General features: G+C 49.7%; 19 protein-coding genes and 1 tRNA gene. 7 read left to right on the top strand and 13 right to left on the bottom strand.

All coding sequences use genetic code 11. The features are described from left to right. Positions 1-7: 7 nt before the first annotated feature. The 8 genes from flbD to PsWM33_RS10830 all read right to left on the bottom strand — a co-directional run bounded on the left by flbD (position 8) and on the right by PsWM33_RS10830 (position 9,034). Positions 8-1,381, bottom strand: coding sequence for a sigma-54-dependent transcriptional regulator FlbD (gene flbD, locus PsWM33_RS10865; RefSeq protein WP_063300214.1), 1,374 nt, complete (start codon positions 1,379-1,381; stop codon positions 8-10). Positions 1,382-1,412: 31 nt separating this feature from the next. After that, positions 1,413-1,751: a flagellar motor switch protein FliN gene (fliN, locus tag PsWM33_RS10860; RefSeq protein WP_153039854.1), complete on the bottom strand. Its 339-nt coding sequence runs from the start codon at positions 1,749-1,751 to the stop codon at positions 1,413-1,415. A gap of 60 nt (positions 1,752-1,811) precedes the next feature. Then, entirely contained in the window at positions 1,812-2,492 is a 681-nt protein-coding gene (locus tag PsWM33_RS10855; RefSeq protein WP_063300213.1) for a FliH/SctL family protein, read from the bottom strand. 36 nt (positions 2,493-2,528) lie between these two features. Then, positions 2,529-3,593, bottom strand: a complete 1,065-nt coding sequence (locus tag PsWM33_RS10850) for a flagellar motor switch protein FliG (protein WP_057463631.1) — start codon at positions 3,591-3,593, stop codon at positions 2,529-2,531. A 1-nt stretch (position 3,594) separates the two neighbouring features. Next, positions 3,595-5,241, bottom strand: a complete 1,647-nt coding sequence (fliF, locus tag PsWM33_RS10845; RefSeq protein ID WP_082826968.1) for a flagellar basal-body MS-ring/collar protein FliF — start codon at positions 5,239-5,241, stop codon at positions 3,595-3,597. Between the two features lie 402 nt (positions 5,242-5,643). Then, positions 5,644-5,922 (bottom strand): CtrA inhibitor SciP, encoded by a 279-nt coding sequence (sciP, locus tag PsWM33_RS10840; protein ID WP_063300211.1) that lies wholly within the window; start codon positions 5,920-5,922, stop codon positions 5,644-5,646. Positions 5,923-6,047: 125 nt separating this feature from the next. Continuing rightward, a complete protein-coding gene (locus tag PsWM33_RS10835) occupies positions 6,048-6,704 on the bottom strand; it encodes a flagellar hook assembly protein FlgD (RefSeq protein ID WP_063300210.1) in 657 nt (218 codons plus the stop codon). A 23-nt stretch (positions 6,705-6,727) separates the two neighbouring features. Then, positions 6,728-9,034 carry a flagellar hook-length control protein FliK gene (locus PsWM33_RS10830; protein ID WP_063300209.1) on the bottom strand — a complete coding sequence of 769 codons (2,307 nt, stop codon included), beginning with the start codon at positions 9,032-9,034 and terminating at the stop codon, positions 6,728-6,730. 455 nt (positions 9,035-9,489) lie between these two features. Here PsWM33_RS10830 and mnmA point away from each other — a divergent pair, with 455 nt between their 5' ends. The 3 genes from mnmA to PsWM33_RS10815 all read left to right on the top strand — a co-directional run bounded on the left by mnmA (position 9,490) and on the right by PsWM33_RS10815 (position 14,649). Beyond that, complete coding sequence (gene mnmA, locus PsWM33_RS10825) at positions 9,490-10,692, top strand: tRNA 2-thiouridine(34) synthase MnmA (RefSeq protein WP_063298357.1); 1,203 nt, start codon at positions 9,490-9,492, stop codon at positions 10,690-10,692. 364 nt (positions 10,693-11,056) lie between these two features. Further along, positions 11,057-11,133: transfer RNA gene (locus tag PsWM33_RS10820), tRNA-Met, on the top strand. A 375-nt stretch (positions 11,134-11,508) separates the two neighbouring features. After that, positions 11,509-14,649: an autotransporter domain-containing protein gene (locus tag PsWM33_RS10815; protein ID WP_193778391.1), complete on the top strand. Its 3,141-nt coding sequence runs from the start codon at positions 11,509-11,511 to the stop codon at positions 14,647-14,649. 593 nt (positions 14,650-15,242) lie between these two features. Here PsWM33_RS10815 and PsWM33_RS10810 read toward each other — a convergent pair. Both PsWM33_RS10810 and PsWM33_RS10805 read right to left on the bottom strand, forming a co-directional pair. Then, a complete protein-coding gene (locus PsWM33_RS10810; protein WP_063298359.1) occupies positions 15,243-15,899 on the bottom strand; it encodes a ChrR family anti-sigma-E factor in 657 nt (218 codons plus the stop codon). Continuing rightward, positions 15,896-16,489, bottom strand: a complete 594-nt coding sequence (locus tag PsWM33_RS10805; protein ID WP_063298360.1) for a sigma-70 family RNA polymerase sigma factor — start codon at positions 16,487-16,489, stop codon at positions 15,896-15,898. The genes PsWM33_RS10810 and PsWM33_RS10805 overlap by 4 nt, the downstream gene beginning before the upstream one ends. 146 nt (positions 16,490-16,635) lie before the next feature. On the opposite strand from PsWM33_RS10805, the gene PsWM33_RS10800 reads away from it, so the two are divergent. From PsWM33_RS10800 to PsWM33_RS10790, 3 genes are read left to right on the top strand one after another with little or no spacing between them, the layout of a single operon-like run. Further along, positions 16,636-17,976 carry an NAD(P)/FAD-dependent oxidoreductase gene (locus PsWM33_RS10800; protein ID WP_063300207.1) on the top strand — a complete coding sequence of 447 codons (1,341 nt, stop codon included), beginning with the start codon at positions 16,636-16,638 and terminating at the stop codon, positions 17,974-17,976. Continuing rightward, positions 17,973-18,833 (top strand): DUF1365 domain-containing protein, encoded by an 861-nt coding sequence (locus tag PsWM33_RS10795; RefSeq protein WP_063300206.1) that lies wholly within the window; start codon positions 17,973-17,975, stop codon positions 18,831-18,833. The genes PsWM33_RS10800 and PsWM33_RS10795 overlap by 4 nt, the downstream gene beginning before the upstream one ends. After that, positions 18,830-20,074, top strand: coding sequence for an SAM-dependent methyltransferase (locus PsWM33_RS10790; RefSeq protein ID WP_063300205.1), 1,245 nt, complete (start codon positions 18,830-18,832; stop codon positions 20,072-20,074). The genes PsWM33_RS10795 and PsWM33_RS10790 overlap by 4 nt, the downstream gene beginning before the upstream one ends. A 38-nt stretch (positions 20,075-20,112) precedes the next feature. On the opposite strand, the gene PsWM33_RS10785 is transcribed toward PsWM33_RS10790, so the two are convergent. From PsWM33_RS10785 to PsWM33_RS10775, 3 genes are read right to left on the bottom strand one after another with little or no spacing between them, the layout of a single operon-like run. Next, positions 20,113-20,550, bottom strand: a complete 438-nt coding sequence (locus PsWM33_RS10785; protein WP_063290089.1) for a nuclear transport factor 2 family protein — start codon at positions 20,548-20,550, stop codon at positions 20,113-20,115. Then, the gene (locus PsWM33_RS10780; protein ID WP_063300204.1) at positions 20,547-21,299 is read right to left on the bottom strand and encodes an SDR family NAD(P)-dependent oxidoreductase; all 753 of its coding nucleotides are present in this window, start codon (positions 21,297-21,299) and stop codon (positions 20,547-20,549) included. The genes PsWM33_RS10785 and PsWM33_RS10780 overlap by 4 nt, the downstream gene beginning before the upstream one ends. Positions 21,300-21,343: 44 nt before the next feature. Continuing rightward, positions 21,344-22,876: a cryptochrome/photolyase family protein gene (locus PsWM33_RS10775; RefSeq protein WP_063300203.1), complete on the bottom strand. Its 1,533-nt coding sequence runs from the start codon at positions 22,874-22,876 to the stop codon at positions 21,344-21,346. Between the two features lie 1,367 nt (positions 22,877-24,243). On the opposite strand from PsWM33_RS10775, the gene PsWM33_RS10770 reads away from it, so the two are divergent. Then, positions 24,244-25,224: a crotonase/enoyl-CoA hydratase family protein gene (locus PsWM33_RS10770; protein WP_063300202.1), complete on the top strand. Its 981-nt coding sequence runs from the start codon at positions 24,244-24,246 to the stop codon at positions 25,222-25,224. Positions 25,225-25,235 lie beyond the last annotated feature (11 nt).

The following is a 25,235-nucleotide window of genomic DNA, read 5'->3' as shown; positions in this document are numbered from 1 at the left end:
TCCGTTCTTATGCGTCTGCAGTGCCCGCGCGTGCTTCGCCTGGACCCGGAACTTCAACACCCTCTTTGGTGTAAAGGTTCAACTTGTTGCGAAGCGTGCGGATCGAAATACCAAGGATCTTTGCAGCGTGGGTACGGTTCCCCAAACAATGATCCAGCGTATCCAAAATGAGATCACGCTCCACATCAGCAACGGTACGCCCGACCATATCGCGCGAGACAGCTTCAGCTGCATGGACTGCCCGCGCAGCCGTTTGCTGACCAACCCCCATGGCGATTGGGGACCCATCCGGCATGCGAATAGCGTCTGCATCAATCTCGCTACCAGAGGAAAGAAGAACAGCGCGGTGCATGGTATTTTCCAGCTCGCGTACATTTCCTTTCCATTGGTTAGCCAACAGAAGTTGACGGCCTTCCTGAGAAACTGGCAGTGCCTTGGTACCATTCGCCTTGGCATAAATTTCGATGAAGTGGCTTGCCAGCTCCAGAATATCTGCTGGCCGCTCTCGCAGCGCTGGCAGCTTCAGGTTCACCACGTTCAAGCGGTACAGCAAATCTTCACGGAAGCCGCCATTACGCACTTCCTCAGCCAAATCGCGGTTGGATGTCGCGATGATGCGAATATCAACGGGAACTGGACGGCTACCGCCAACACGGTCAATCACCCGCTCCTGAATAGCGCGCAACAACTTGGCTTGCAGACGAACATCCATTTCAGAAATTTCGTCAAGCATCAAGGTGCCGCCATTGGCTTCCTCAAACTTACCAACACGGCGCGCAACAGCACCGGTAAAGGCACCCTTTTCATGACCAAAAAGCTCGGATTCAAGAAGATGCTCAGGAATGGCAGCACAGTTGATGGAGATAAAGGCCTTATCAGCACGACTGGACTTGCTGTGCAGGAAGCGAGAAATCACTTCCTTACCAGACCCGGACTCTCCCGTAATCAAAACCGATGCATCAGAAGGAGCCACCTGCTCCGCCAGCTTGATCACACTTGCCATTGCCGCGTCGCGATAGATCAGATCTTCGCGCTCTTCCGTAACAGCCGCCAGCACAGCAGCAATCAGCTCCGGATCTGGAGGCAGCGGAATGTATTCCTTTGCTCCAGCCCGAATGGCAGACACAGCCGCGCGCGCATCCGTTCCCAACCCGCACGCAACGAGTGGCACATGGATACGCTCGCGTTCTGTCAGTTCTACCAGCTGACCGATATCTTCATTGACATCAACCATCAGAAGATCCGCACCCTGACCAGAGCGCAAGACTTTCATGGCCTCAGGAACGCCAGGCGCATGGGTAACAGATGCCCCCCGCTCCATCGCGATCTTGGTTGCGGTCGTCAGCTGACCGCCAAGGGTCCCAACGATCAAGAGCCGCATGTCAGTTCCTTTCCAGTACGCCTCATGACAATCACTTATCCGCCTTGATGATTTCAGTCATGGTGACACCAAGCTTATCTTCCACGAGCACAACTTCTCCGCGCGCGATCAGCCTGTTATTCACGTAAACGTCGATTGCCTCGCCCACCTTCCGGTCGAGTTCCATAACCATCCCGGTATCCAAATGCAAAAGGTCGGAAACCTTCATCTTTGTATGCCCGAGCACAGCAGCCAGTTGGACCGGAACATCAAAGACAGCTTCCAAATCCTCAGCTGCCTTAATGCCGCCTGCACCTTCTTCATCCAGGCCACCAGCGCGCTGGGTACTCTGGTGTTGGTCCAGCACCATTCCCTGTTCATCACTGCTCATAATCAACCTTTCAGATACCGCACCCGCCATAGCCAGCACGGTAATAGGCAAAAACTAAAATCACGCTGCTCGACTGGCTCGCTCACGGGCGTCGAAATGAGATTTTATGACTTGTTCAATATGCTCAACCGTCTTGCGACGATCACGAATAATTCCACCATCCGGCCATTCAATCCGGCAATCACCGCGCGACATGCTCTCTGACTTCACAACATGCACCTTGCCTTCAAAGCTGCTGTTCAAAACCAGACCGTCAACCATGTCTTCCAGCGCATGCGTATCTTCTGTCGGCACCTCAATCAAAATCTGAGGGATCTTGCGCAAAGGAGCCAGACATTCAGCAAGCAATGCCACAACTTCAGCAAGCGGCTCACGCGCAATAAGGTGACTGCAAAGACGGCGCGCAATCAGAAAACACATGGAAACCAGGTTCTGCTCTTGAGCGCGGATCTGGCTTTCAAGATCACCCAGAGCAACTTCAAGTCGCTCCCGCAACACCACCAGCTCTTCCTGCGCACTCAGCTTCTGCTGCTCGGCAATAGCCTGCCGGGCCTGCATCTCACCACGAACAAACGCGGCCTCTTCAGCAGCTTTTAAAAGCTGCTTGTGCTCAGCAACTGTAATAGTAGGCTCCAGCGGAGGGACGTCTTCGACTGTTGCTGCGGCCTCAGCCTCATCGATCGATTTAGTATCAAACAAAAAGCGTCGCCGCACAGCACCTTGAGGCATCACAGTAACCATCAGCGAGCCTCCAGTGATCGCGAAGAAAAGGAACGATTAGTAGACAAACTCTTCCTCTCCTTTCTTCTTGTTAATGCTGATTTCACCAGTGGCTGCCAAATCTTTCGCCTTCAGTACAAGTGAGCTTTGCGCCTCATCTACATCGTGCAATCGAACTGGTCCCATACCTTCCATGTCCTCCTGAAGCATCTTTGCTGCACGCGATGACATGTTGGCCGTAAAGAACACAACAGCAGTTTCAGAAGCTCCTTTGAGAGCCATGGCCAGCTGATCCTTCTCAACATTGCGAAGCAAGGTCTGACAGGCAGCGGAATCTAGTTTCAACAAGTCCTCGAAGGTGAACATCAAATTGCGGATACGCTCTGCAGACTCGCGGCTATCTTCTTCCAGTGCTGCCAAAAAGCGGCCTTCGGTCTGCCTGTCGAAATTATTGAAGATGTCGGCCATCATCTCGTGGCTATCACGACGGCTGGTCTGAGACAGGTTCGACATGAACTCGACCCGCAATGTCTGCTCAACCTTCTCCAGAATATCCTTCTGAATAGACTCCATGCGCAGCATACGGTTCACCACATCCAGCGCCAGCTCTTCATTCAGCAGCGCAAGAACGCGAGCCGCATGATCACTTTGGATTTTGGAAAGAACCACTGCAATGGTCTGCGGATACTCATTCTTCAAATAGTTTGCCAGAACGTTTTCAGGAACGTTGGAAAGCTTCTCCCACATGTTCCGACCTGCAGGACCTCGAATTTCCTCCATAATGATCGCAACACGATCAGTTGGCAGGAAAGAGTTCAGCAGGCGCTCTGTAACGTCTACGTTGCCGTTCAACGCACCACGGGTGGAAAGCCGCTTCAGGAAGTCAACAAACAGCTCTTCAAGCATGGTCGGTGTAACAGGACCCAGGCTCGCCATTGCGCTGGAAACCTGACGCACTTCAATTTCATCCAACCCAGCCCAAATGGCCTTCCCATACTCCTGCCCAAGCGCCAAGAGCAGAACGGCTGCGCGCTCTGCTCCTCCAAGCTCTCGTTCAGCTATTCCGGATGAGACTGATAAGGCTTGTGCTGTCGATTCCTGCGGCTGTATCTCCTCACTCATCCTACGCTGCCTCGTTCAACCAACCGCGAACGATATTGACCGCTTCGCTCGGAGAATCTTCAATCAACTCACTTATTTGCTGAATTGAGCTTTGATGGAGAGCTGCCTGCATTTTGGCATCTTCAATCCATTCTGCTGTTGGCATTTCAGAAGGAACCTCCTCCATTTCACCAACAACACCACCAATTTGCGCAGGGCCCTCAGCGACCAATGTGCCATCTGGCAGCATCTGAACACCGCCTTCTGCCGCCGCCGCTCTCTCTTCTTCTTTAGCAAGAATACGCTTCATCAGCGGAGAGACTGCGAAGATCAACAGCAAGATGGTGATCACAAACAGAACACCCAGCTCAGCAAATTTCATGACGTCAGCACGTGTAAAGTCGAACAGCCCACCTTCGCTATCACCAAAGTCCTGAAGAGGAGCCTCGACAAAGCGCATGTTGACCACTTCAACATTGTCACCGCGATGTTTGTTAAAGCCAACTGCAGTTCGAACCAGAGTAGCAATTTGCTCCAACTCATCTTTACTACGCGGCTGATAGGTCTGCGTTCCATCCTCACTGGTTGTATAGGTGCCATCAACCAGAACCGCTACAGATAACCGCTCCAGACCACCAGCTTCATAGATCTCCGTCACTGTACTCTTAGAGATCTCGTAGTTCAGGATTTCCTCTGAAACATTCGATGCATCCTTGGACCCGGTTGCACTGCCAGCTGCATCTGCATTCGGCAGCTGGTTGCCGACAGAAACCGTCTCCTCACCATTGGTGGAAGATGCGTTCTCTTCTTTACTCTGAGAAGAACGCAACACCTGCCCATCAGGATCATACAGCTCCTGTGTCTCGGTTTTGCGGTTATAGTTGATATCTGCAGCAACCCGGACACGAGCACGACCGGTTCCAACGACGTTATTGAGGATCTCTTCAACCTGTTGCCGCAGGCGAGCCTCCATTGTCGAACGTCGTTCATCCAGCGAGGAACCACCAGCAAGCCCCTCTTTATCGCCGGTTCCGCTGGCAAGCAAAGTGCCGCGCTCATCAACGATAGAGACATAGGAAGGTTCCAGTCCTTCAACTGCTGTTGCAACAAGATGCTGAATGGCACGGATCTGCCCACCAGACAAAGAACCCTGCACCTTAATTGCAATCGAAGCTGTCGGCGGTTCCCGATCACGCTGGAACAACTGCTTTTCAGGGATTACCAGATGAACACGCGCAGAAGAAATCCGGCCAATGCTGCGAATGGTTCTGGAAAGTTCCCCTTCAAGAGCTCTGAGGCGGTTCAGGTTCTGCACAAAACTGGTTGCACCAAGCGTATCTGTCTTGTCGAAGATTTCATAACCAACACCACCACCAGATGGCAGGCCAGCTTCCGCCATTGTCATACGCAGGCGATGAACGTTCTCCTGAGAGACAAGAACACTACGTCCGTTGACACCCAACTCATAAGAAACACCTTGAGATTCAACCTGACTAACAATCGCAGCAGCATCTTCAAGAGTAAGGTCCGTGAAGAGAGGTACCATCTGCGGTGCTGTCGCACGAACAATGATGAAACCGAACAGGCCGATCAACGTGACAGCCATCGCCCCCATCGCTGCCAGTCGCGCGGGCCCAAGTCCTTTCAAGAAGTCAAGGATTCCACTCACAGTTGCCGCCCCGTACGTTCAAATCGCTCATTCAAAAAGTACCAGCAATACTCTCAACACCTTGGAAATCGGCGTGAATTGCCCCTGATTTGCTGATAGGTAAAAATTGCCCGCCTTAGAGTTAACAAAAGGTTAATAAAACCCTAATAATCGGTAAACGGGAAATCTACCCACAAAGAAGCATTGTGGAATATCGCAGGAAAGGCCTTTGACTAGGCTTTTGAAGAGTCGAATGAATCTTGTGCGGCCTGTTCGGCAGATTTTGCCGAAGCAGTTAAGACATCATGGTTAATCTATAAAATTGTACAAAATGTGGCTTCCACATACAAAAAGGCCGGCTGAGACAGCCGGCCTTTTCAGAACCTCAAACCTGTTTGGGTATGACACCCTTTTGCCTGAAGCCTACTGGTCACGATAGTCCTGAACGCGTGTAGCTCGCAAGCCGGCTAAACCGTGTCGGTCAATCGAATTCTGCCAAGACAGAAATTCTTCAACCGTCAAAGTATACCGGTTACATGCTTCATCCAGAGACAACAAGCCTCCGCGCACAGCCGCAACCACTTCAGCTTTTCTTCTGATAACCCATCTCTTTGTAGAGGTAGGAGGAAGATCCGCTATCGTCAGAGGGCTCCCATCGGGGCCGATGACGTATTTTACTCGTGAACGTATATGTTCGGTCATTCTACTCTCACACAAACCATGACCAAGCTGAGGACGAGAATAGAACAAGGCACTTAAAATTTGGCTAAGCCCCCATCAATGTTTTGGTAAGATTCATAACCAGGGATCTCAGTGGATATTAACTACTACAGAATTCCCTTAACTCCAGTAACCTCACCCACGGGAACTTTGAGATCACCCATGTGCAAAATAATGTCGCCAGTACTGAAGTCGACGGCGTCCACTTTCCCCTTCACTTCAGTCTGAACTGCGAAAGGATCTCCGTTGGCATCCTTGGTAATAATATCAATAGTATAAGCGCCATCCTCAGCTTTTGCGCCGCTTGTGGAGATACCATCCCACTCAAAAGTGGTTTCACCTTTATCCAGATCAATCTCTTTATAGAAGATTTCTGAACCTTCACTATTCTTGACAGAAATAGTCGCCTTACCTGCAGAAACGGCATCAAGGTTCCAAGATGCTTTGTCATCTTTGAGCTGCGCAGTTGCGCTCTGAGCAGTCACTTCGTTACCGATATAGTTTACAAACTGACTCGCACTTTGCGTTTTGAGCTGAGTCAGCTGCTCCTCTAATTTCTCAGTAGTTGCAACCTGTTGCTCAACCATCGTGTATTGAACCAGCTGATTCGTATATTCAGCCGAATCAAGAGGCTCCAACGGATCCTGATTTTGCACCTGCGTGGTCAGCAACGAGATAAACAGATCAAAGTTTGCATTGATGCTGTTCTGGGTACTTGCGCCAGAGGTGTCCGCATTCGGTGTCAGAGCATTAATTGTAGTCATTATCTATTTCCTCGTGCGCGGCATCAAACCGAGATATCCAGTCCGCCAGCGCGGGCAGCACTATTTAAATTATTCTGTGCGAGATAGTTTTCTTCTGGCAACTCAGCGCCTTCTGACGCTCGATCCAGCTGCCCAACATTTGCCTGTCGGTTCTCTTGCTGATCCGAAGTCTGCGAGCCACGCCCTCCAAGTGAGAACTGAAGAGAGCTCTTATCGCTTTCGATCCCAGCTTCCTGAAGAGCCTTCTCCAACCCGCGTTGATCTCGCTGCAAAAGTTCAAGAGTTTCAGGTCTCTCAACAATCAGATGCGCCCGTACGCGGCCATCCTTACTAAATTCCAGAGAAACGTCGACCCCACCCAACTCTTTTGGGTCAAGCCGGATTTCAAAACGATCAACGCCGCCACTTGCCTGGCGGGCAATCTCAGGCCACACAGCATTCGCAACATTCCTCAGCGTAGAGGTTGGCAGAGAGCCCATTGAACGGAATGCAGAGTCAGAACGTGCAGCAGTGCTTGAGATTGCTTCAGAACTTTCCCAATCAAACTCCGCTTCAGATCCATTCAACGGACCAGCAGCAAGCCCCCAATCGATTGCCGTTGTTGAAGCAACCGGCTCATTTGCCTGTGGCACCTTCACCTGAATACTGACAGAGGGCACTGTACTTTTCTTATCAGCAGATTTGGTAAGGTCATCGGTCTCTGGAGCATCACCAACCGCGGCGACGGCTTCAGAGCTAGATGTTGCTTGCACAACTCCACCAGCGGCTTTGTCTTTCCCAACCATCGGTGCCGCAGCTGTGGTCACAGCAGCAGTCCGGCTCACCTGTTCCGCAGAACGGACGCCTGCTTCATTAGATTGAGCCGAGGCAACTTCAACAACCTTCTGCACCTGCGAAACTTGGCTATTCTTTTCTGAAGAAGCATCAGGCTTAGAAGTCACATTAGGGAAAATGATGTCACCATCACCGTCAACAGAAGCAGGTTGCGCTGTTCGTTGCTGGTTTCCTACAAAGCTTGAACCTGCACGATCAGTTTGTCGAACAAGCACCGGCTTTTCTAAGGAAGCGTCTGCCTCACCCTCAACGACAGCAACAAGAACATCCCCGCGAGTAGACTGAACAACTCCCTTACCCTCAGCAGGTTGTGCCTGCACGGGCTCGGATTGAACCTTGAGGCTCTTCACCTCTGACGCTGTTGCCAGCTCACTAACCTGACGACTAGCGACAGATTGAGATGACCGGACATCTGCCTCAACCGCAACACGAGCCGCTGCAGTGGTCTTTTCGACAGGAGCACTGACTGAGTCAACGGTTGTTTCAACGCTTCCGCTCTCTGAAGCCGTGATAACACGATTACCAACTGCATTGGCGACTTGCTCTACCTTAGCCCCATTGCTCGCTGGCTGAACTTGCGGTGAAGCAGCAGAACTCTGGGACTTCTCAGATACGCCTGAAGAACGTGCAATCAGCTCAGGAGAAACCTTAGCCACTTGACCTGAATTCGGGAGTTCCAGTGCATTTAACTGAGGCTCAGTTGAACCACCTTGCTTAACAACAGCACCCTGCTGATCGGACGTCACACGCTGCTGCGTATCTGAAGCATTGCGAGCGTTTCCTTTAGATTCCTGCACAGTTCCAGCGACGTCTGTCTCTTGAGCAACAGCTCCAACCTGAGCCGTTACCTGTCCTTCATCCGCCTGCGGCAAGATCTGCCCACCACGCTCGGCCTGCTGTAAAGCACCAAGATTTTCAACAGCACTCTCTACTGTCTTGGAAGAGATGGCCTCGCCCTCCCCCACAATAAGAGAAGCGTTTTGAACATTAGCGACCGGCTGAGTAACTTTCGCTTCGCCTGCTTTCTCCGCTAAGGCTGGCTGACTGCCTGCCTCCTGGACATTTTGTGGCAAGGCAACAAAAGGCGCTTTCGCTTTCCCTTCGCCGCCATTGAGAAGAAGCGCTTCATCATTAGTTGTCGCAACTGCCCCCAATCCCGGAACCACACCAGGCACTGGCAACTGAGAAACAGTGGAAAGCGGCAGTTCACCAGCCAAACCAACAACCGCACTCTCCCCATTTTCATCCTTGATGAGATTTGGGCTCAAAACCGAGAGATCACCGCCAGTCGTTAAAGCTCCAGAAAAGAGATCCACCGCAGTTGCCGCTGCACCATCTCCCTCAGAAGCTTTGGCGAGAAGACCGGAGAAAGTATCGGCATTTTGGCCGAGCACACTCTCACCAAGCAGCGCATTACCACCTTGCCCCACAACGGGGCCTAAAGGCGTTTGCGGCTGAACAGGACCGGCTAAACTCAGCAAAGCAGATTGCGACATATATTCCTCAAACTACGCAGCACACGCCATCAGCAACGATGGTCAAGACATCTTGCGCGCAGATATGCAATTAGCGGGCCAGCCACAAAATCAAAAATATATAAGCATTTTCAAATAGATAAACTCAACTCAACATTTCAAAGAACAGGCCACAAGATCACTTATTGCCCCCGCCTCGGCAACAAATGCCCAGCAAGTAAAAACATCAATCAAAAAGATTGGCCTTCCGTCGAGTTTTAGGTATATTCCCGCCAACTAGCACGCTCGAAGCGTACGCATGCGAAGCGTTTAAAAGAGAGCCCGCGTTTAGCCATCGCCAGAGCGCAGCAAGCACTAAGCAAGCAAAAGAAACTAATCTGCGCTTCAGACTTCAATGTCTCCCAGGATTGAAATCTGCTCGTGATGTTATAGATACGGCTCTCACTTAAACGCGCCTACAGGATGAGGTAATTGGAATGCTAAACAGTCTTGGCCTGCCCGGCCGCCCAGAAGACACACGGGTGGTTGTTGCCATGTCAGGCGGCGTTGATTCATCGGTTGTTGCCGGAATGATGAAACGCGAAGGCTATGATGTGGTCGGCGTCACTCTACAGCTCTACGATCATGGCGAAGCAATCCAACGCAAGGGCGCTTGCTGCGCCGGGCAAGACATCCACGATGCCCGCCGTGTTGCAGAAAAACTCGACATTCCGCATTACGTTCTGGATTATGAATCCCGCTTTAAAGAGCAGGTCATCGAACGCTTCGCGGACAGCTATATCAATGGCGAAACGCCGATTCCATGCGTAACATGTAACCAGACCGTCAAGTTCAAAGACCTTCTGGAAACTGCCAAGGACTTGGGCGCTGATGTGCTGGTCACAGGTCACTATGTCCGTACAGGCGTGGAAGGCAATCAGCTTGCCATGTTCCGTCCTGTCGATCTGGACCGTGATCAAAGCTACTTCCTGTTCGCAACAACACAGGAACAGCTCGATTTTCTGCGCTTCCCATTAGGTGGCATGACCAAACCAGAAGTTCGCGAACTTGCGCATGAGTTTGGACTGGCAATTGCTGACAAGCATGACAGTCAGGACATCTGCTTTGTGCCAGAAGGCCGCTACACAGACGTTATTGCCAAGCTTCGCCCGCACGCAGCAGAACCTGGTGATATCGTGCATGTGGATGGCCGCATTCTTGGCCGACACAACGGCATCATCCATTACACCATCGGTCAACGCCGCGGTATCGGAGTTGCAACTGGTGACCCTCTCTATGTTGTTCATCTGGACGCAGATGGACGACGCGTGATTGTTGGTCCGCAAGAAGCGTTAGCAACCCACAACCTGCTGCTGCGCGAAGTAAACTGGATTGGCTCAGGTACACTGGATGATCTGCCGGAAGACGGCATCACAGTTTATGCAAAGGTCCGTTCTACCCGCCCACCAACAGAAGCCATTCTGCGCAAGAGCGGCGAAAACATTTTTGTCGAGCTGGTAGCAGGCGAATTCGGCGTGGCCCCAGGACAGGCTTGCGTTTTCTTCGACAAAGACGGCCAGGAAGCACGCGTTCTCGGCGGCGGTTGGATCCAGCGCGCTGAGAAGCAAGAAGGCGCAGAAGCAGCCCTCAAAGCACTGCTCGGAAAAGGCTGGGAAGCAGCAGGCTTTCCTGCAGGCTAAAGCATTGCCAAACTGACCGAATTATTCAAAACGCCCCGCCTGACCTGATCGTCACCGGGGCGTTTTATTTTGATCTGTCCAGCTTATGCCTTGCGCAGCCCCAATACGACATCACTCCACAAATCCCAGAAAAGCCACTCCGAAATTTCCAACTTGGCAAAAAATGAGATTTTCTTGTTCCTGACAACTGCAACTGGCAGTTATTGCTCTACGAAATTGGCATTAACCCTAGGTTTTCATGGAGTTTTTCACAAGAGATCATATTTCCACAAAACTTACCCAAGAACGCTTGACGCCACCCCTCTTGGGCCTTATACACCCCTTCACAGCGCGGCGGTCAACACCGCAACATAGCGCACCGGATGGCGGGGTAGCTCAGTTGGTTAGAGCAGCGGAATCATAATCCGCGTGTCGGGGGTTCAAGTCCCTCCCTCGCTACCACCATTTTCCCAAATGCAAATACAAAATCCAAGGTAGCCTGATTAGCATTTCCGCGGTTACTACTCTAAGAAAGCACAATTCGGCATACGGCTAGCCGTAGAAACAAAAAAGCCGACTGTATAAGTAATATAGAGCTGACGGTGTTTCCACTTTTGACAGACGACCCGCAGAGAAACACGAGCAATGAGGCAGTCTTCTAAATATATATTTTTATAAATACTTTTCTCTTGATTGCTAAAATACCATTAACTAAAACAACCAAAGATTGTTATCATTTTTTGGATTCTTAGTATGTATTTCCAGCAATTCACCAAATTGGGAAAGAGCAAAAATCTGCATCTCTCCCTCCTTTCTAAAACTGCACTTGTGAGCGCCTTGCTCAGTCTTTCGGCCGCCTCTGTTCCGGTAGCACATGCTGAAGAACTAATAGACACCGATCAAACCGTTAGTGGCTCAACTGGTGGCACATTAGAAAACCCACTCTCATCAGACCTCATTATCGTAAGTTCTTCCAATGGTAACACCTTAACAATCTCAGAAGGTGGATCAGTCCTGTCATTTCTAACATTGATTGGTGATCAGGCTGGCAGTTCCGGATCTGTAGTTATTGATGGAACCAACGATGCCGATGGTGTCACATCACAACTCATGTCAGGTGGTATTGCAGTTGGAGCTGAAGGTGGGACTGGAACGCTGACCATCTCCAATGGTGCTCTGGCATATAGCTATACAGGCATCATTGGCGCAGCGGAAAAGTCGGTTGGTTCCGCCGTCGTCTCTGACGACTCTATTTGGGTCATCGGAGATCCAGTGGGACTTCTGTCTGAGGAAGAAGCCGCACAATATGACCTATTTAAGCTTCTTTATGTTGGAAGGAAAGGGGAAGGCTCGCTATCCATTGAAAATGGCGGTCACGTTAACACTCCTCAACTGATTATCGGTCAGTATGATGGCTCCACTGGCACCGTCTCCGTCACCAGAGAAGGCTCTCAACTAGATTCAACCTTTCTGGCCGTTGGCGGTGAAGCAGGCCAAGGTGAGCTAAAGATATCTGACGGTGCATCGGTCTTTGGCTATCACGCTCGGATTGGTGAAATGGAAGGCGCTGATGGCAGGGTATCAGTCTCTGGCGCAGGGTCTCAATGGATTGTAGCTGAATCCGATCTGTTACAGCGTAATGACGACCTGGCTGGCTTGCCTGAAGGAATATGGGTGGGGCGCGAAGGCAATGGCTCATTAATCGTTGAAGATGGCGGCTATGTAGAGACGCAGCAGCTTATAATAGGTGAACATGCGACATCAACTGGAAGTGCTGCAATTTCCGGCGCGAGCTCTAAGTTAGATGTGTCAGAAAACCTATATGTAGGTCTGAATGGCTCTGGTTCACTCACCGTTGAAAATGGGGCGGCCTTTTCGACTTATGAGGGCCTAATCGGAGGGGATTATGACAATAACTCCACCGTAGGTACAGGTTCTGTTATCATCACTGGCAAGGGCTCCTCGTGGTCCAATACTGGCTTTATTGACGTAGGCTCCAATGGCGAAGGCTCCTTGGTTATCTCAGATAGCGGCTCAGTAGCGAGCGAGGACATGTATGTTGGCTATAACCAAGAATCCAACGGCGATATTCAAATAACAGGTGAAGGCTCACGCTTGGACGTTCATGATGGCTTGGAGATTGGGTGGGCTGGAACAGGCTCAGTCACAATTAGCGACAACGGCGTTCTTTCAGTAGGCGACGGTGAAGCAACTGTTCGCTTAGCTGTTCAACAAGGCTCCTTTGGTACCCTTAATATTGGCGCAGCCGCAGACGCGGAAGCCGCTGCTGCTGGCTACTTGGAAGCCGCTGAAATCAATTTTGGTGCTGGCGAAGGTTTATTGGTCTTCAATCACACCGATGAAGCCTATGAGTTCGGCACCTCATTAACAGGTAATATCGATCTTGCCTTTATCTCTGGTAATACGAATCTTGCTGGTGATTACAGCAACATCGGGGAGATTACCGTTAGCGGTGGTGGCACTCTTTCCGTTAATAAAAAAGCTGGTGACATCGTTGTTGGAGATAGAGGCACACTCGGCGGCGTAGGTACGGCTGACTCTGTTACGGTAAATAGCGGTGGTACGCTCGCTCCAGGTAACTCTATCGGCACACTCACAGTGAGTGACTTGGTCTTTAATGCAGACAGTGCCTACAACGTGGAAGTACATAGAGATGGTGATAGCGATCTGACAATTGCTTCAAATACACTTGGCTCAGGCACCGTTGATATTATTGATGGAGCCTCCGTAAATGTCACTCCAGAAAATGGGGCAGACAACGGCTTCTCTTACAATCCAGCAACGACTTATACGATCATTACTGCTGATGGTGGCTTGACAGGAGAGTTCAGCAATATCTCCGATAGCTTCCTGTTCTTGGATTCTGCGTTAAGTTATGACGCAAACAATGCATTCTTGACACTCACCCGTAACGCCAATGCAATCGCAAGCTTGGTAGAGACTGAGAACCAGAAAGCCACTGCAGGCGCACTAAAAACTCTCACATCTGGCAGTGTTTTTACTGGTTTCATGAACCTGACGGATACGCGCGATGTATCAACTGCTCTGGACGCCCTCTCTGGTGAGATACATGCCTCTGTAAACGGTGTATTAATCGAAGACAGTCGCTTTGTTCGCGAAGCAGCACTGGCCCGTACCATCCAAGGTGCTCCGCAAGTCTGGGGCGAAGCTTACGGTGCTTGGGGCAACTGGGACGGAGATAAAAACACAGCATCTGTTGACCGTCGCGTCGGTGGTTTCCTGATGGGTATTGACGCTCCAATAAATGAAACATTGAGTGCTGGCTTTACCGCTGGATACGGTAACAGTTCTATCGATGTTGACGAGCACCAGTCTTCTGCATCAATCGGTTCCTACCATCTGGGTGCATATGGCGTTGCAAACTTCGGCGCAACATTGCTTAAGTCCGGCATTTCCTATTCGTTGAACCAGATTGACATCGACCGTACAGCTACCTTCTCTGAGGACCTGACAGCGGATTACAATAGCAATACCTTCCAGCTGTTCACCGAAGCTGGTTACCGTGTTGAGACTAGTCTGGTAAACCTCACACCAATTGCAGGTCTGGCCTACATCAAACAGCATACTGAGGGTTTTGAAGAAAAAGGTGGCGATGCAGCACTCACTGTCGACTCATCTTCAACCAACACTGCAATCAGCAACCTTGGCTTGAGAATTGAGAGAACGTTTGCTGTTGCTTCCATGAGAGGCTCCTTTACAGGCTCCGCAGCATGGCAGCATGTCTACGGTGACAATGTTGCTACCTCAACTAATAAACTTGGAGGCGAAAGCTTCACAATAACAGGCGCATCCTTCGGTCGCGACACAGCCATCGTTGATGCAGGGCTTCAACTGCAGTTGACAGGAAACGCAATCTTGAGTGTCAATTATGATGGCCGATTTGCAGAAGATGTGCGAGACCATGGTGTACGAGCTTCATTTGCAGCGAAATTCTAAGCAACACCAAATTCATCTTTAAAAATCGTGTGGGATGCTGCTTATGTATCCCACACTTTTAGTATGTTGCCGAAACTGAAATAATCTTCACGTTCAGCTCAACACACATGACAAACAGCTTGGATAAAGCGGAAACATGAAGCACAAAATACGGGTTATTCTTGACCTGTCCACTTCGTCATCTTGTGAAGATACATATTTCATTTGTTCTTCCTATCCAGCCATATCTGAATTGCAAACTTCTATCTAATCTCAGTTTTTCCAGATACATTTGTGGTCTTTGAGCTCTGTCTCCGTCTTTCCAAATCTCAAATTTTCTCCTTTTTCCGGCCAACAATGACCACTCCGACTATTCATTCCGAAGGTCACAACAGAGCTCTTGAGAAAGGTACTTTCCATAGGAATCATAATCCGCGTGTCGGGGGGCAAGTCCCTCCCTCGCTATCATCTCTCTTCAAACGAAGATTGAGACGACAAGGCACCGCAAGGTGTCTTTTTTGTTTTCAAATAACTTGCGATCAATCATATGTTGTCATCTTCAACTAACGTAAATCATCAACTGTCTTCCAAGCAGCTACAGCCACAACATCAGATCAGATCCCGAAGAGTGGCTGCAAAAGCTTGGGAAAGAAGCCTTTGAAGTCGAGTGGAGCGTCGGTCACAGCAAGGCAGATGCAGTCTTCTTCTGTATCTGCAATTGGCTGATGATGCACATGCTCGTCTGCTTCCTGGACATCGCCGATCTTATAGCGTCCGGTCTCATCACTGAACGACCCTTGCAGCACCAGTGTCATTTCTGATCCGTGGTGCGAATGCTCAGGCGTGACAAACCCCGGAGACAGTTTCAACAAACGTGCACTTTCACCTTCGCTCGACTTAATCGGCAAAATGAACTGTCGGATCCCCGGACCAACCATCTTCCATTTGATGCCGCTGTATCCATGCCCCAGCACATCCCACAGCGCCGATGGCACGCCTTTCTCAGGCTTGGGTTCAGCCAGATAGGCACCCATCGAAAGTGTTGGTTCATTTTCAACTCGGGCCATCAGAAGATCGAACATGTCGTCAGAAGGTTTTTGTTGCTCGCCCGTTTGAAGCATAGCACCTGCAAGAGCTTCCGCTTCAGCTACGCGGGCCTTACACCCTTGGCAAAGCTCCAGATGACAGGAGACAAGCAACGCATGCCCTGCCGGCAAAGAGCCAGTCGCATAGGCCCATACAATTTCATCGCTGAGGTGATGGTTGATCATAGGTCCACCCCTTCCAAAAGTTTCCGTAAACGCGCCAGAGCCAGCCTCATCCGAGATTTGACAGTTCCCAGCGGCAATTCCAAGTACTGAGCAATTTTTGAGTGGCTGGCGTCTTCATAAAACGCCAATTTGATAATGGCCGATTGCTCCGCCGGCAAAAGGGGAAGAGCTTTCTTCACCCGTTCGCTGAGCTGTGATTGGTGATGGTCATCAATCTGGGTCTCTTCTCCAACCAACTCATTGGCAAAAAACTGATCATCTTTGTAAAGATACCGCCGCTCTTTACGAAAACGATCAATCCGAAGGTTACGGGCAATCGTGTAAATCCAGGTCGATGCGGAAGCCTTACGACTGTCAAACATCTCTGCCTTTCGCCAAACGATGACAAAAGTTTCCTGAACCAGCTCCTCCGAAAGCTCCGAGGTTGCTCCACCTTTCAGAAAGTAAGTCTTAAGACGCGGAGCGAAAAACTCGAAGAGCTGTCGGAAGATCTCCCGCGAACGCTCTTGACCGAGAGATAAAAGCAATGCGCTTAAATCTGCGGAAGTCAGGCTGTTCTCGCTCTCACCATCATTGTTTTGAAGCTGCATCGTAATCATCGCTCTGCAAACCGCCAAATTGTCTCATATAGCCTTTTTACCAAACAGTTTGTCAATTGGATCACTTTTTCCTGCCTAAGGTGATCCATTTCCAATCAACGCTCCTAAAAAGAGAAACTTTGGATTGGATGTGAGCTATGAAAATTGCAGTTATTGGGAGTGGTATTTCCGGTCTTTCCGCAGCCTGGCTTCTCTCTAAAAATCACGATGTAGATGTCTACGAGAAAGATGATCGTCTCGGCGGTCATGCCAACACGCAGCAGGTAAAAGTCGCTGATAAAGACGTCACTGTAGATACCGGTTTCATCGTCTATAACGAAAGAACCTATCCCAATCTGACTGCACTCTTCAATCATCTGGATATCCAGACAGACCCAACCGAAATGTCCTTCGCAGTTTCGCTCGAACAAGGCACCCGCGAATATTCTGGCTCAGGTTTAAAAGGCCTGTTCGCCCAAAAATCCAACCTCTTCCGCCCCAGCTTCCTGCGCATGGTATCGGAAACGCTTCGCTTTTATAAGGATGCACCTCAGGACGCCGAAGATCCAAAATTCCTGTCAACAACACTGGGCAGTTATCTCACTCAAAACAACTATTCAGCCAACTTCATCAATGAGCATCTGCTTCCCATGGGTGCTGCCATTTGGTCTATGCCTCCACAGCAATTGTTGCAGTTTCCATTCCGCACGTTCATCGGCTTTTGCAACAATCATGGCCTTTTACAAGTACGAGACAGACCACAATGGCGCACAGTTTCTGGCGGGTCTTGCAACTATGTTCAGAAACTGGCCTCAGAGATTTCCGGCAAAGTCATTTTGAATGCCGGCATTTCAGATATCCAGCGCAAACCCGGATCGATCACGGTTTACTCAAGAAGCGGTCACGCATCCTCCTACGATCATGTCGTGTTTGCGTGTCACTCAGATCAAGCACTTGCCCTGCTCAATGCGGAAGGCAATGCCTCTCGCGCAGAACGCCAGATCCTCGGATCAATCCGGTATCAGCGAAACATCGCCATCCTGCATCGCGACATTTCTCTTATGCCGAAGCGCAAAGCAACGTGGTCCGCATGGAACTTCATCGGCAACCAGATGGGAAACAACGCTCTGTGCGTGACGTACTGGATGAATGCCCTTCAAAGACTGAACACCTCTGAGGATGTATTTGTCACCCTCAACCCGAGCCATCAACCAGCTGAAGGCTCCGTGCTACGCACCTTCCAATACTCCCATCCGGTTTTCGATCAAACTGCACTGTCCGCTCAAAGGCAACTTTGGCAAATTCAGGGCGAACGGCGCACTTGGTTCTGCGGCGCTTACCTGGGCTATGGCTTCCATGAGGATGGGTTGCAGTCTGGCTTGGCCGTCGCTGAGGCGCTCGGTAACGTCCAACGCCCATGGACATGCGATAATCCCAACGGACGCATTGGCCTGCCCGAAGACTGGCCCTACGGAAGTTATCAGGAGGCTGCGGAATGATCCTGACAGGACGACAGCAGGAAACCACAAATGCACCGCTCAGGATCTACCTGGGCGATGTGGTGCACTGCCGTCATGATCAGATCAAACACAAGCTCAGCTATAAAGCCGTTTCCTTTTCAATCGACATTGACCGATTGCAAGACGTGAACCAGATATCGCGCTTACTGTCCGTTGACCGGTTCAACCTATTCAGCTTCCATCCATCAGACCACATGGAAGAAGGTCATTCATCCCTGCGCGGTTATGTAGAGGATGTGTTGAAACAAGCGCACATAACCGCCATTCCCGAACAGATACGGCTCCTCGCCTACCCTAGATTTTTAGGAAGAGCCTTCAATCCAATCAGTGTGTTCTACTGCTATTCGAAAAACAAATTGGAAGCCATTCTCTATCAGGTTCGAAACACCTTTGGCGACATGCACCATTATGCCGTTGAAATAACGCCATCTGAGCATAAAGGCATTCAACAGGCCTACCGCCACTCCTGCCCAAAGAACTTCCATGTTTCACCGTTTCTGGAAGTCTCCGGTCATTATCATTTTGTTGCACGTCCACCAACAGACCATGTTTCACTCATCATTCGGCTGACACAGGGCAGCGCACCTGTATTAACCGCCAGTTTTCAGGGAAGACAAAAGGCGGCGACAACAACGCGCCTCCTCAAGATCGGCCTTCGGTACTTCCAGAATTCGGCAAAAATCCTGGGGCTCATTCATTTCGAAGCCCTCAAACTCTGGATCAAAGGCGCTCGCTTTCACAAGCGACCATCACCGCCAGCATCCATCGTAACGAGTATGCACAAGCAAACTCCAGCACTCAAAAAGACCAAAATAAACTCAGGGAGACACCCATGACACTCAGAGATCACTCCTCCCTCAGTCCGTTGACCGGCACAAAAATGACAGAGCTTAACCTCTCTTCAAAACTTTGGAAGACATTGCTGGACCGTATGCTCCGCCGTCTCTCCGAAGGTCATTTATGGGTCATTCTTCCCAATGATCAAATGCTTTCCTATGGCAACCCGTCTGGGAAAGGTCCGGTCGTAACCGTCAAGATTTTAAGCACTCGCCTTTTATGGCGTCTTCTTTCCGGTAACTCTCTCGCATTGGCCGAAGGGTATCTGGAAGAAGACTGGCAATGTAGCGACCTGAGGTCTCTGTTCGATTTGCTGGTGGCCAACAAACACATCATGCAATCTGTCACCAAGCGCGGCATCCTCTCACGCGCTTTCGCCCGCCTGCGCCATTTGGCAAATGCAAACACATTAAACGGTAGCAAGCGCAACATCGCGTTCCACTACGATCTTGGAAATGACTTTTACAGCCACTGGCTCGATGAGACGATGACCTACTCATCTGCCTACAAGCTAAAACAGCACGAAACACTCGAAGACGCCCAGCGTAGAAAGTACGATCGTGTCTTGCAGATGACCGATACACAACCAGACCAACAAATTCTGGAGATTGGCTGCGGTTGGGGTGGCTTTGCTGAACATGCCTGCACTGCCGGACGTGATGTGCACGGCATCACACTCTCGCAGGAGCAGCTCAGATTTGCCCAATCCCGCCTTCAATCCCAAGAAACTGACGGAAGTGCATCCTTCGAACTGCGCGACTATCGCGAAACGCAAGGCCAGTACGACGCCATTGTCTCAATCGAGATGATCGAAGCGGTGGGTGAAGAGAACTGGGCCGGTTATTTTGAAAAGCTCAAGTCTCGCCTGAAACCCGGTGGCACTGCTGTCATTCAGGCAATTCTCATCTCTGACGAAAAGTTCCATAGTTACCGCAAGAACGTTGATTTCATTCAGCGCTACATCTTCCCGGGAGGTTTGCTCCCCTCAGCGAAGGAACTTGCAAGGCAGATTGAGCAACAAAAACTGCAGCTCGTGACACGTGAGTTCTTTGGTGCAGACTACGAGCAGACACTCATACGCTGGAGAAAGTCGTTCTTCCAGAGCTGGCCAGAAATTGCCAAGCTGGGCTACGACAACCGCTTCAAGCGGATGTGGCATTACTATCTGGCATATTGTGAGGCTGGCTTTGCTGAGGGAACCATCAATGTTGGCCTGTTTCAGATCAAAAAACCAATTTGACGAAGGTGAAGTTGGGCCAGACAGGCCCAACCAATCTTTTAGATCGCAGCACGCGAAGCAATCCACCTGATCATCGCACCAATAACCGGCAGCTTGCGATAGAAATGGCGTGAAGCATCCCAATAATCATAGTGCGCACAAACTTTGGCATTCTTGTCAAAGTGCACCTCAGTCACCCCCCGCACGCCCCAGTTGCCAAGCAGTTTTTGCTTGCAGGTAAAATCCCAACGCATGAAACACAGATCACCAGACCAGGCCAAATCGAGTATCTTGAACCGTGGCTCCTGAACATCCTCATACATCTTGTGAAAGACCTTTTCGAAGTTAGCACGCCCTTTCACATCATTAAACGGATCAATGAAGTGCACATCATCACTGATGAATTCATGAACGTCTTCGATACGGTCCGGCGTAACCTCTTCAAAGAAAAGCGCATACAGCTTTGCAGCAGCCTCCAGATCAGCTCTCTCAGTCATCGTTTACTCATCCTTCTCGTAACCGGAAAGTAGAGAGCGTATGGCAACAAGCGCAGGATCTTCATGATAGCAGCAAGACGGAACGGGAAGTAAATCTCAAACTTGCGCTTCTCTAGCCCATTATAGATATCCTTGGCAGCCTGCTCTGGTTCCAAAAGAAATGGCATCTCAAAGGTGTTCTTGTCAGTCATAGGGGTCTTTACGAAGCCCGGATTCACAAGCGACAGGTCAATCCCAGCCTTGTCAAAGTCAGGTTTCAAACTTTCACAAAGGTTGATCAGCGCCGCTTTGGTTGGCCCATAACAAGCAGCGTTGGGAAGACCGCAATACCCGCTTAATGAACTGACGATCGCGATGTGCCCTGCACCTTGCTGTTTCAGCAACGGAAAGAGCCCCGCAATCACACGTACAGCACCAAAGTAATTCGTATCCATGGAAGCCACAGAATGCTCTTCACTCAGCACATCTATGCCACCCGGAAAGTACACGCCTGAGCAATACACCGTAAGGTCAGGCAGTTTGCTGGTCTGCTGAAAACGCTCCAAAGCCTCAGAGACTTGCACTGCATCGGTCACATCAAGCGGCATCACGTCAACACTGCTGGCATCCTGAGCAACAGCCTGAAGCTTCTGCTCATTTCGCGCACTGACAGCAACCTGCCATCCAGAACGCGCATACAACTGGGCAAGGCTTGCTCCAATGCCGGAACTCGCTCCAATAATCCAAACCAGCTTCTCATGTTCTGCCATAACGCCCTCTCTATTTGCTCTTACGCAGCGAGGTAACTTTCAGATCACGCTTGCGTCCCATCCAACAGCGCAAGAAAACGGCGGCTATCACTTCTGATCTCGTTCTTCTTGCTGTCACTCATCTTGTCCCAGCTGCGGTAGATCATCGAGACTCTGGGATTGCCTCGGAGTTTCTCTTCATTCTGATCCAGAAAATTCCAATAAAGGTAGTTGAAGGGACAGGCTTTCTCACCCGTCTTCGTTGCATGGGAATAAGAGCAGTGCTCGCAGTAGTTCGACATTCTGTTGATGTAAGCACCACTGGCTGCGTATGGCTTTGAAGCGAACAGCCCACCATCCGCAAACAGGATCATTCCATTCACATTGGGCAACTCCACCCACTCATAAGCATCTGCATAAACTGTGAGATACCATTCACTCACTTGTTTGGGAGCAAGCCCGGCAAGCAACGAGAAGTTCCCGATCACCATCAACCGCTGAATGTGATGCGCATAGGCATTTGCTTTTGTCTCAACAATACACTGGTGCAGACAATTCATCTGTGTCTCTCCAGTCCAGTAGAACTCAGGCAGATTTCGAGAGGCCTCAAAATAATTCAGTCCTGCATAGTCAGGCATCGAGAGCCAATAGATCCCCCGAATGAACTCCCGCCAGCCCACAATCTGCCGGATAAAGCCCTCAACAGAGTTCAGTGGAGCTGTTCCATCAAAATACGCTCGTTCCGCTGCCCGAACACATTCGAGAGGAAGCAGCAAGCCGCAGTTGAGATAGAAGCTGATGTGACTGTGAAACATCCAGGGTTCGCCCTGAACCATCGCATCTTGATAGTCCCCAAACTTGCCAAGACGCTCAGCAACAAACTGGTCCAATGCCTTAAGTGCATCCTCACGCGTAACTGCAAGAGAAAACGGCTGTAAATCACCAAAGTGTTCGGGAAATTGGTCCGCAACAAGTGCCAGCACCTCCTCTGTAACCCAGTCTGGCTCAACAGAAAAAGGAGCTGGCACATCCAACTCCTTTGGTGCCTTCTTGCGATTGTCATGGTCATAATTCCACTGTCCACCCAGCGGTTTGTCACTCTCCATCAAGATGGCTTGATCACGTCGCATCTCTCGATAAAAGTACTCCAACCGTAAGCTCTTGCGCCCGGATGTCCACTCTTGAAAACCTTCAGCAGAACAGAGAAAGCGGTCATCCTCACGCAGCTCAACCGGCATACCTAGTCGCTCCTGCCAGCTCTCCATCTCATCCAGCAGGCGATATTCACCGGGCTTTGTCACAATGACTTCAGAAACAGTGCCGTCCTTGATTAACCGAAGGACTTCCCCAAACAAACGACCAGTATTCTCAGCACAATCGTAATTTACATAGACAACCCGATGCCCCCGAGACCTCAGTTCTTCAGCAAAATGACGCATTGCCGAAAACAGAAACGCAATCTTCTTCTTGTGATGACGAACATAAGTCGCTTCCTCGCGCACCTCCGCCATCACAATGACATCTTCACCCGGCTTTGCATCGCGCAGGCTGGAAAGAGACAAACTCAACTGATCCCCAAGCACCAGGCGCAAACGCATCCGCAGTTCTCTCCTAAAGGCAGCCCATCAAACTCCTCAAAAGGTAGAACGCAAAGAACAACGAAGCCATACCCAACAAATAGGTCAAGCCTCCCCCTGAGACACGTTGTCTTGCGGCGTCATACAGAGCCGCAGTTATGCTCTCACTCTTCTCAACTCCAAATACCTTGAGAAACTCACCCTGCAACCTCCCCCCTTCTCACAATCCCGTCTCCTTTCACAAGCTCAGTTAAGCATTCGGGACAAGAGCCTCCATCTCACTCAGCACGAAGCATTGGTGCCACAGTTCAACCATGTCCATGCTGCTGCGAATACGTTGCTCAAAGTGACCATGAAGCAAGACGCGCGAATGGATCAAAGAGAGCGCGTTTTTCACATTTCAACGCAACTTTTACAAAAGCACTCACCGTTTCTGACCGATGAACGCAAACTGTCGCAAGCCCCACTTCATAGACATAACAAAGTTGGCAGGAGAAGCCTCAACCATCACAGTATTGGTGCTCAAGAGTGGTCATATTTTGAGTAATTCCGAACGACTGATTTGCTGTTTAACACCTCAAAATCAGCGTAATTCAGCAGTTTTCCACGCTTTGTACAAAAAATTCGACACTTATGACGGTAAAAATTCATCAAGCATATAAATGCTGTTTTTTAGGCAGAACATCTTAGAAAAATTAGTTAAGCCTGATAATTGCAACCGCAAATCGTGATAGCAGTGCTCAACGACAACAATCCCGCAAGGCGCCCTGCACATCACATAAGATATTGTATTTATTATATTTTATGTAGATCTCAGATTTCTCACAAGGTCCATAAGATGATCTTATGCACCAAGAACATGCGATAAATACGCTATCTCAATCAGAGAACATTGTCTGCTCAGTCCACAAAACAAGCAACAAGAACACTTTGGCTAGTTTTCGCAATGTATGAATTGCTAATATTTCAAATATTATACTTTGATTTAAGTAACAATTTGAGAGATCTAAAACTGATGATTATTTTTGCTTGTATAGGCGTGATCCATTTCCACTTATAACTGAATTGTTTACTACAAGCTTCAGCTTAGTTTCATATTACCTATTGGGAATCCACACTCCAACTCTTAAGTAATCATATCTATAAGCTTTAAGAGTCCAACAGTTAATATTCATGGTTAACAATAAAGCTAAAATTTTAGTCACAATGACGCCGGGTAACTACTTCAGTCACACAGTGCAAAAACTTTTTTACTCGACATACATATTGGTATTAATATATTATTTACCATGTTTGATTGCACATAATACAGTCGAAAGCAAAAAATAGACTGATCTGGGGTGTGCCAAAACCACTGTAACGCATAGGCAAATTTTGTAGGGGCTGTGATGTCTGATCTAACGGGGCATAGATCCAACTTTCCTTCCTTAATTGGAACAACAAAGCCATCCTTAAAGTCTGGCACGCATCCAGTTGTGGATGTCGCCGCTGTTTCAATTGCACAGCAATTTGCGTCTGTTCAGTTGAATTGGGTTGATCTGGAATTCGACGAAACAACAAAAGCTCTCTGGCTTTATATGAAAAGCGAAGGGCGTCCTTGCTTTACACCTGAGTTGCTGAGTGAACTCGCACAGTCACAGGCCGTGATGAAGCGTCTTTTTGAGACTTATCAGCCAGCAGATCCGTGCCCGATCAACTTCAAGGTCGTCGCCTCTCGTATTCCAGGCGTTTACAATCTCGGCGGTGATCTTAACCTGTTCATCCAACTTATCCGCGAAAAAGACCGTGAGAAGCTTCACCAGTATGCCGTTGATTGCATTGACGTTGTTTACCGCAACGCTATCTCTTCAAACCTGCCAATCGTCACGATCGGCATGATCCAGGGTGATGCATTAGGTGGTGGATTCGAAACTGCCCTCTCTTGCGATGTGATCATCGCAGAACGCCAAGCCAAATTCGGCCTGCCGGAGGTTCTGTTCAACTTGTTCCCTGGCATGGGAGCTTACAGCTTCCTGTCACGCATGGTCGATGGCCGTGTTGCAGAAAAAATGCTTATGAGTGGACGCCTCTACTCAGCTGAAGAACTTCATGAAATGGGAATTGTTCATGAAGTTGTTGAAGAAGGTGAAGCACCGTTTGCGGTTCAGCAGTACATCACCAAGAACGCACGCAAACACACCGCTCACTCTGCCATTTACCGCGCAGGCCGTACCGTTCAGCCCGTTGCTTATGAAGAACTGATTGACGTCGTCGAGATTTGGGTCGACGCCGCTCTGTCTTTGTCCGACCAGGACTTGAAAAAAATGGAGCGCCTGACAAAAGCTCAGGATCGTCTCGGTGCTCCATCTGTACGTAAACAAGCTTTCTAGAGTTGTACTGG

The sequence above is a fragment of the Pseudovibrio sp. WM33 genome (assembly GCF_001623165.1).
Classification (GTDB): Bacteria; Pseudomonadota; Alphaproteobacteria; order Rhizobiales; family Stappiaceae; genus Pseudovibrio.
The sequence above is the reverse complement of the archived record's forward strand: the minus strand, read 5'-3'. Positions and strand labels throughout refer to the sequence as shown.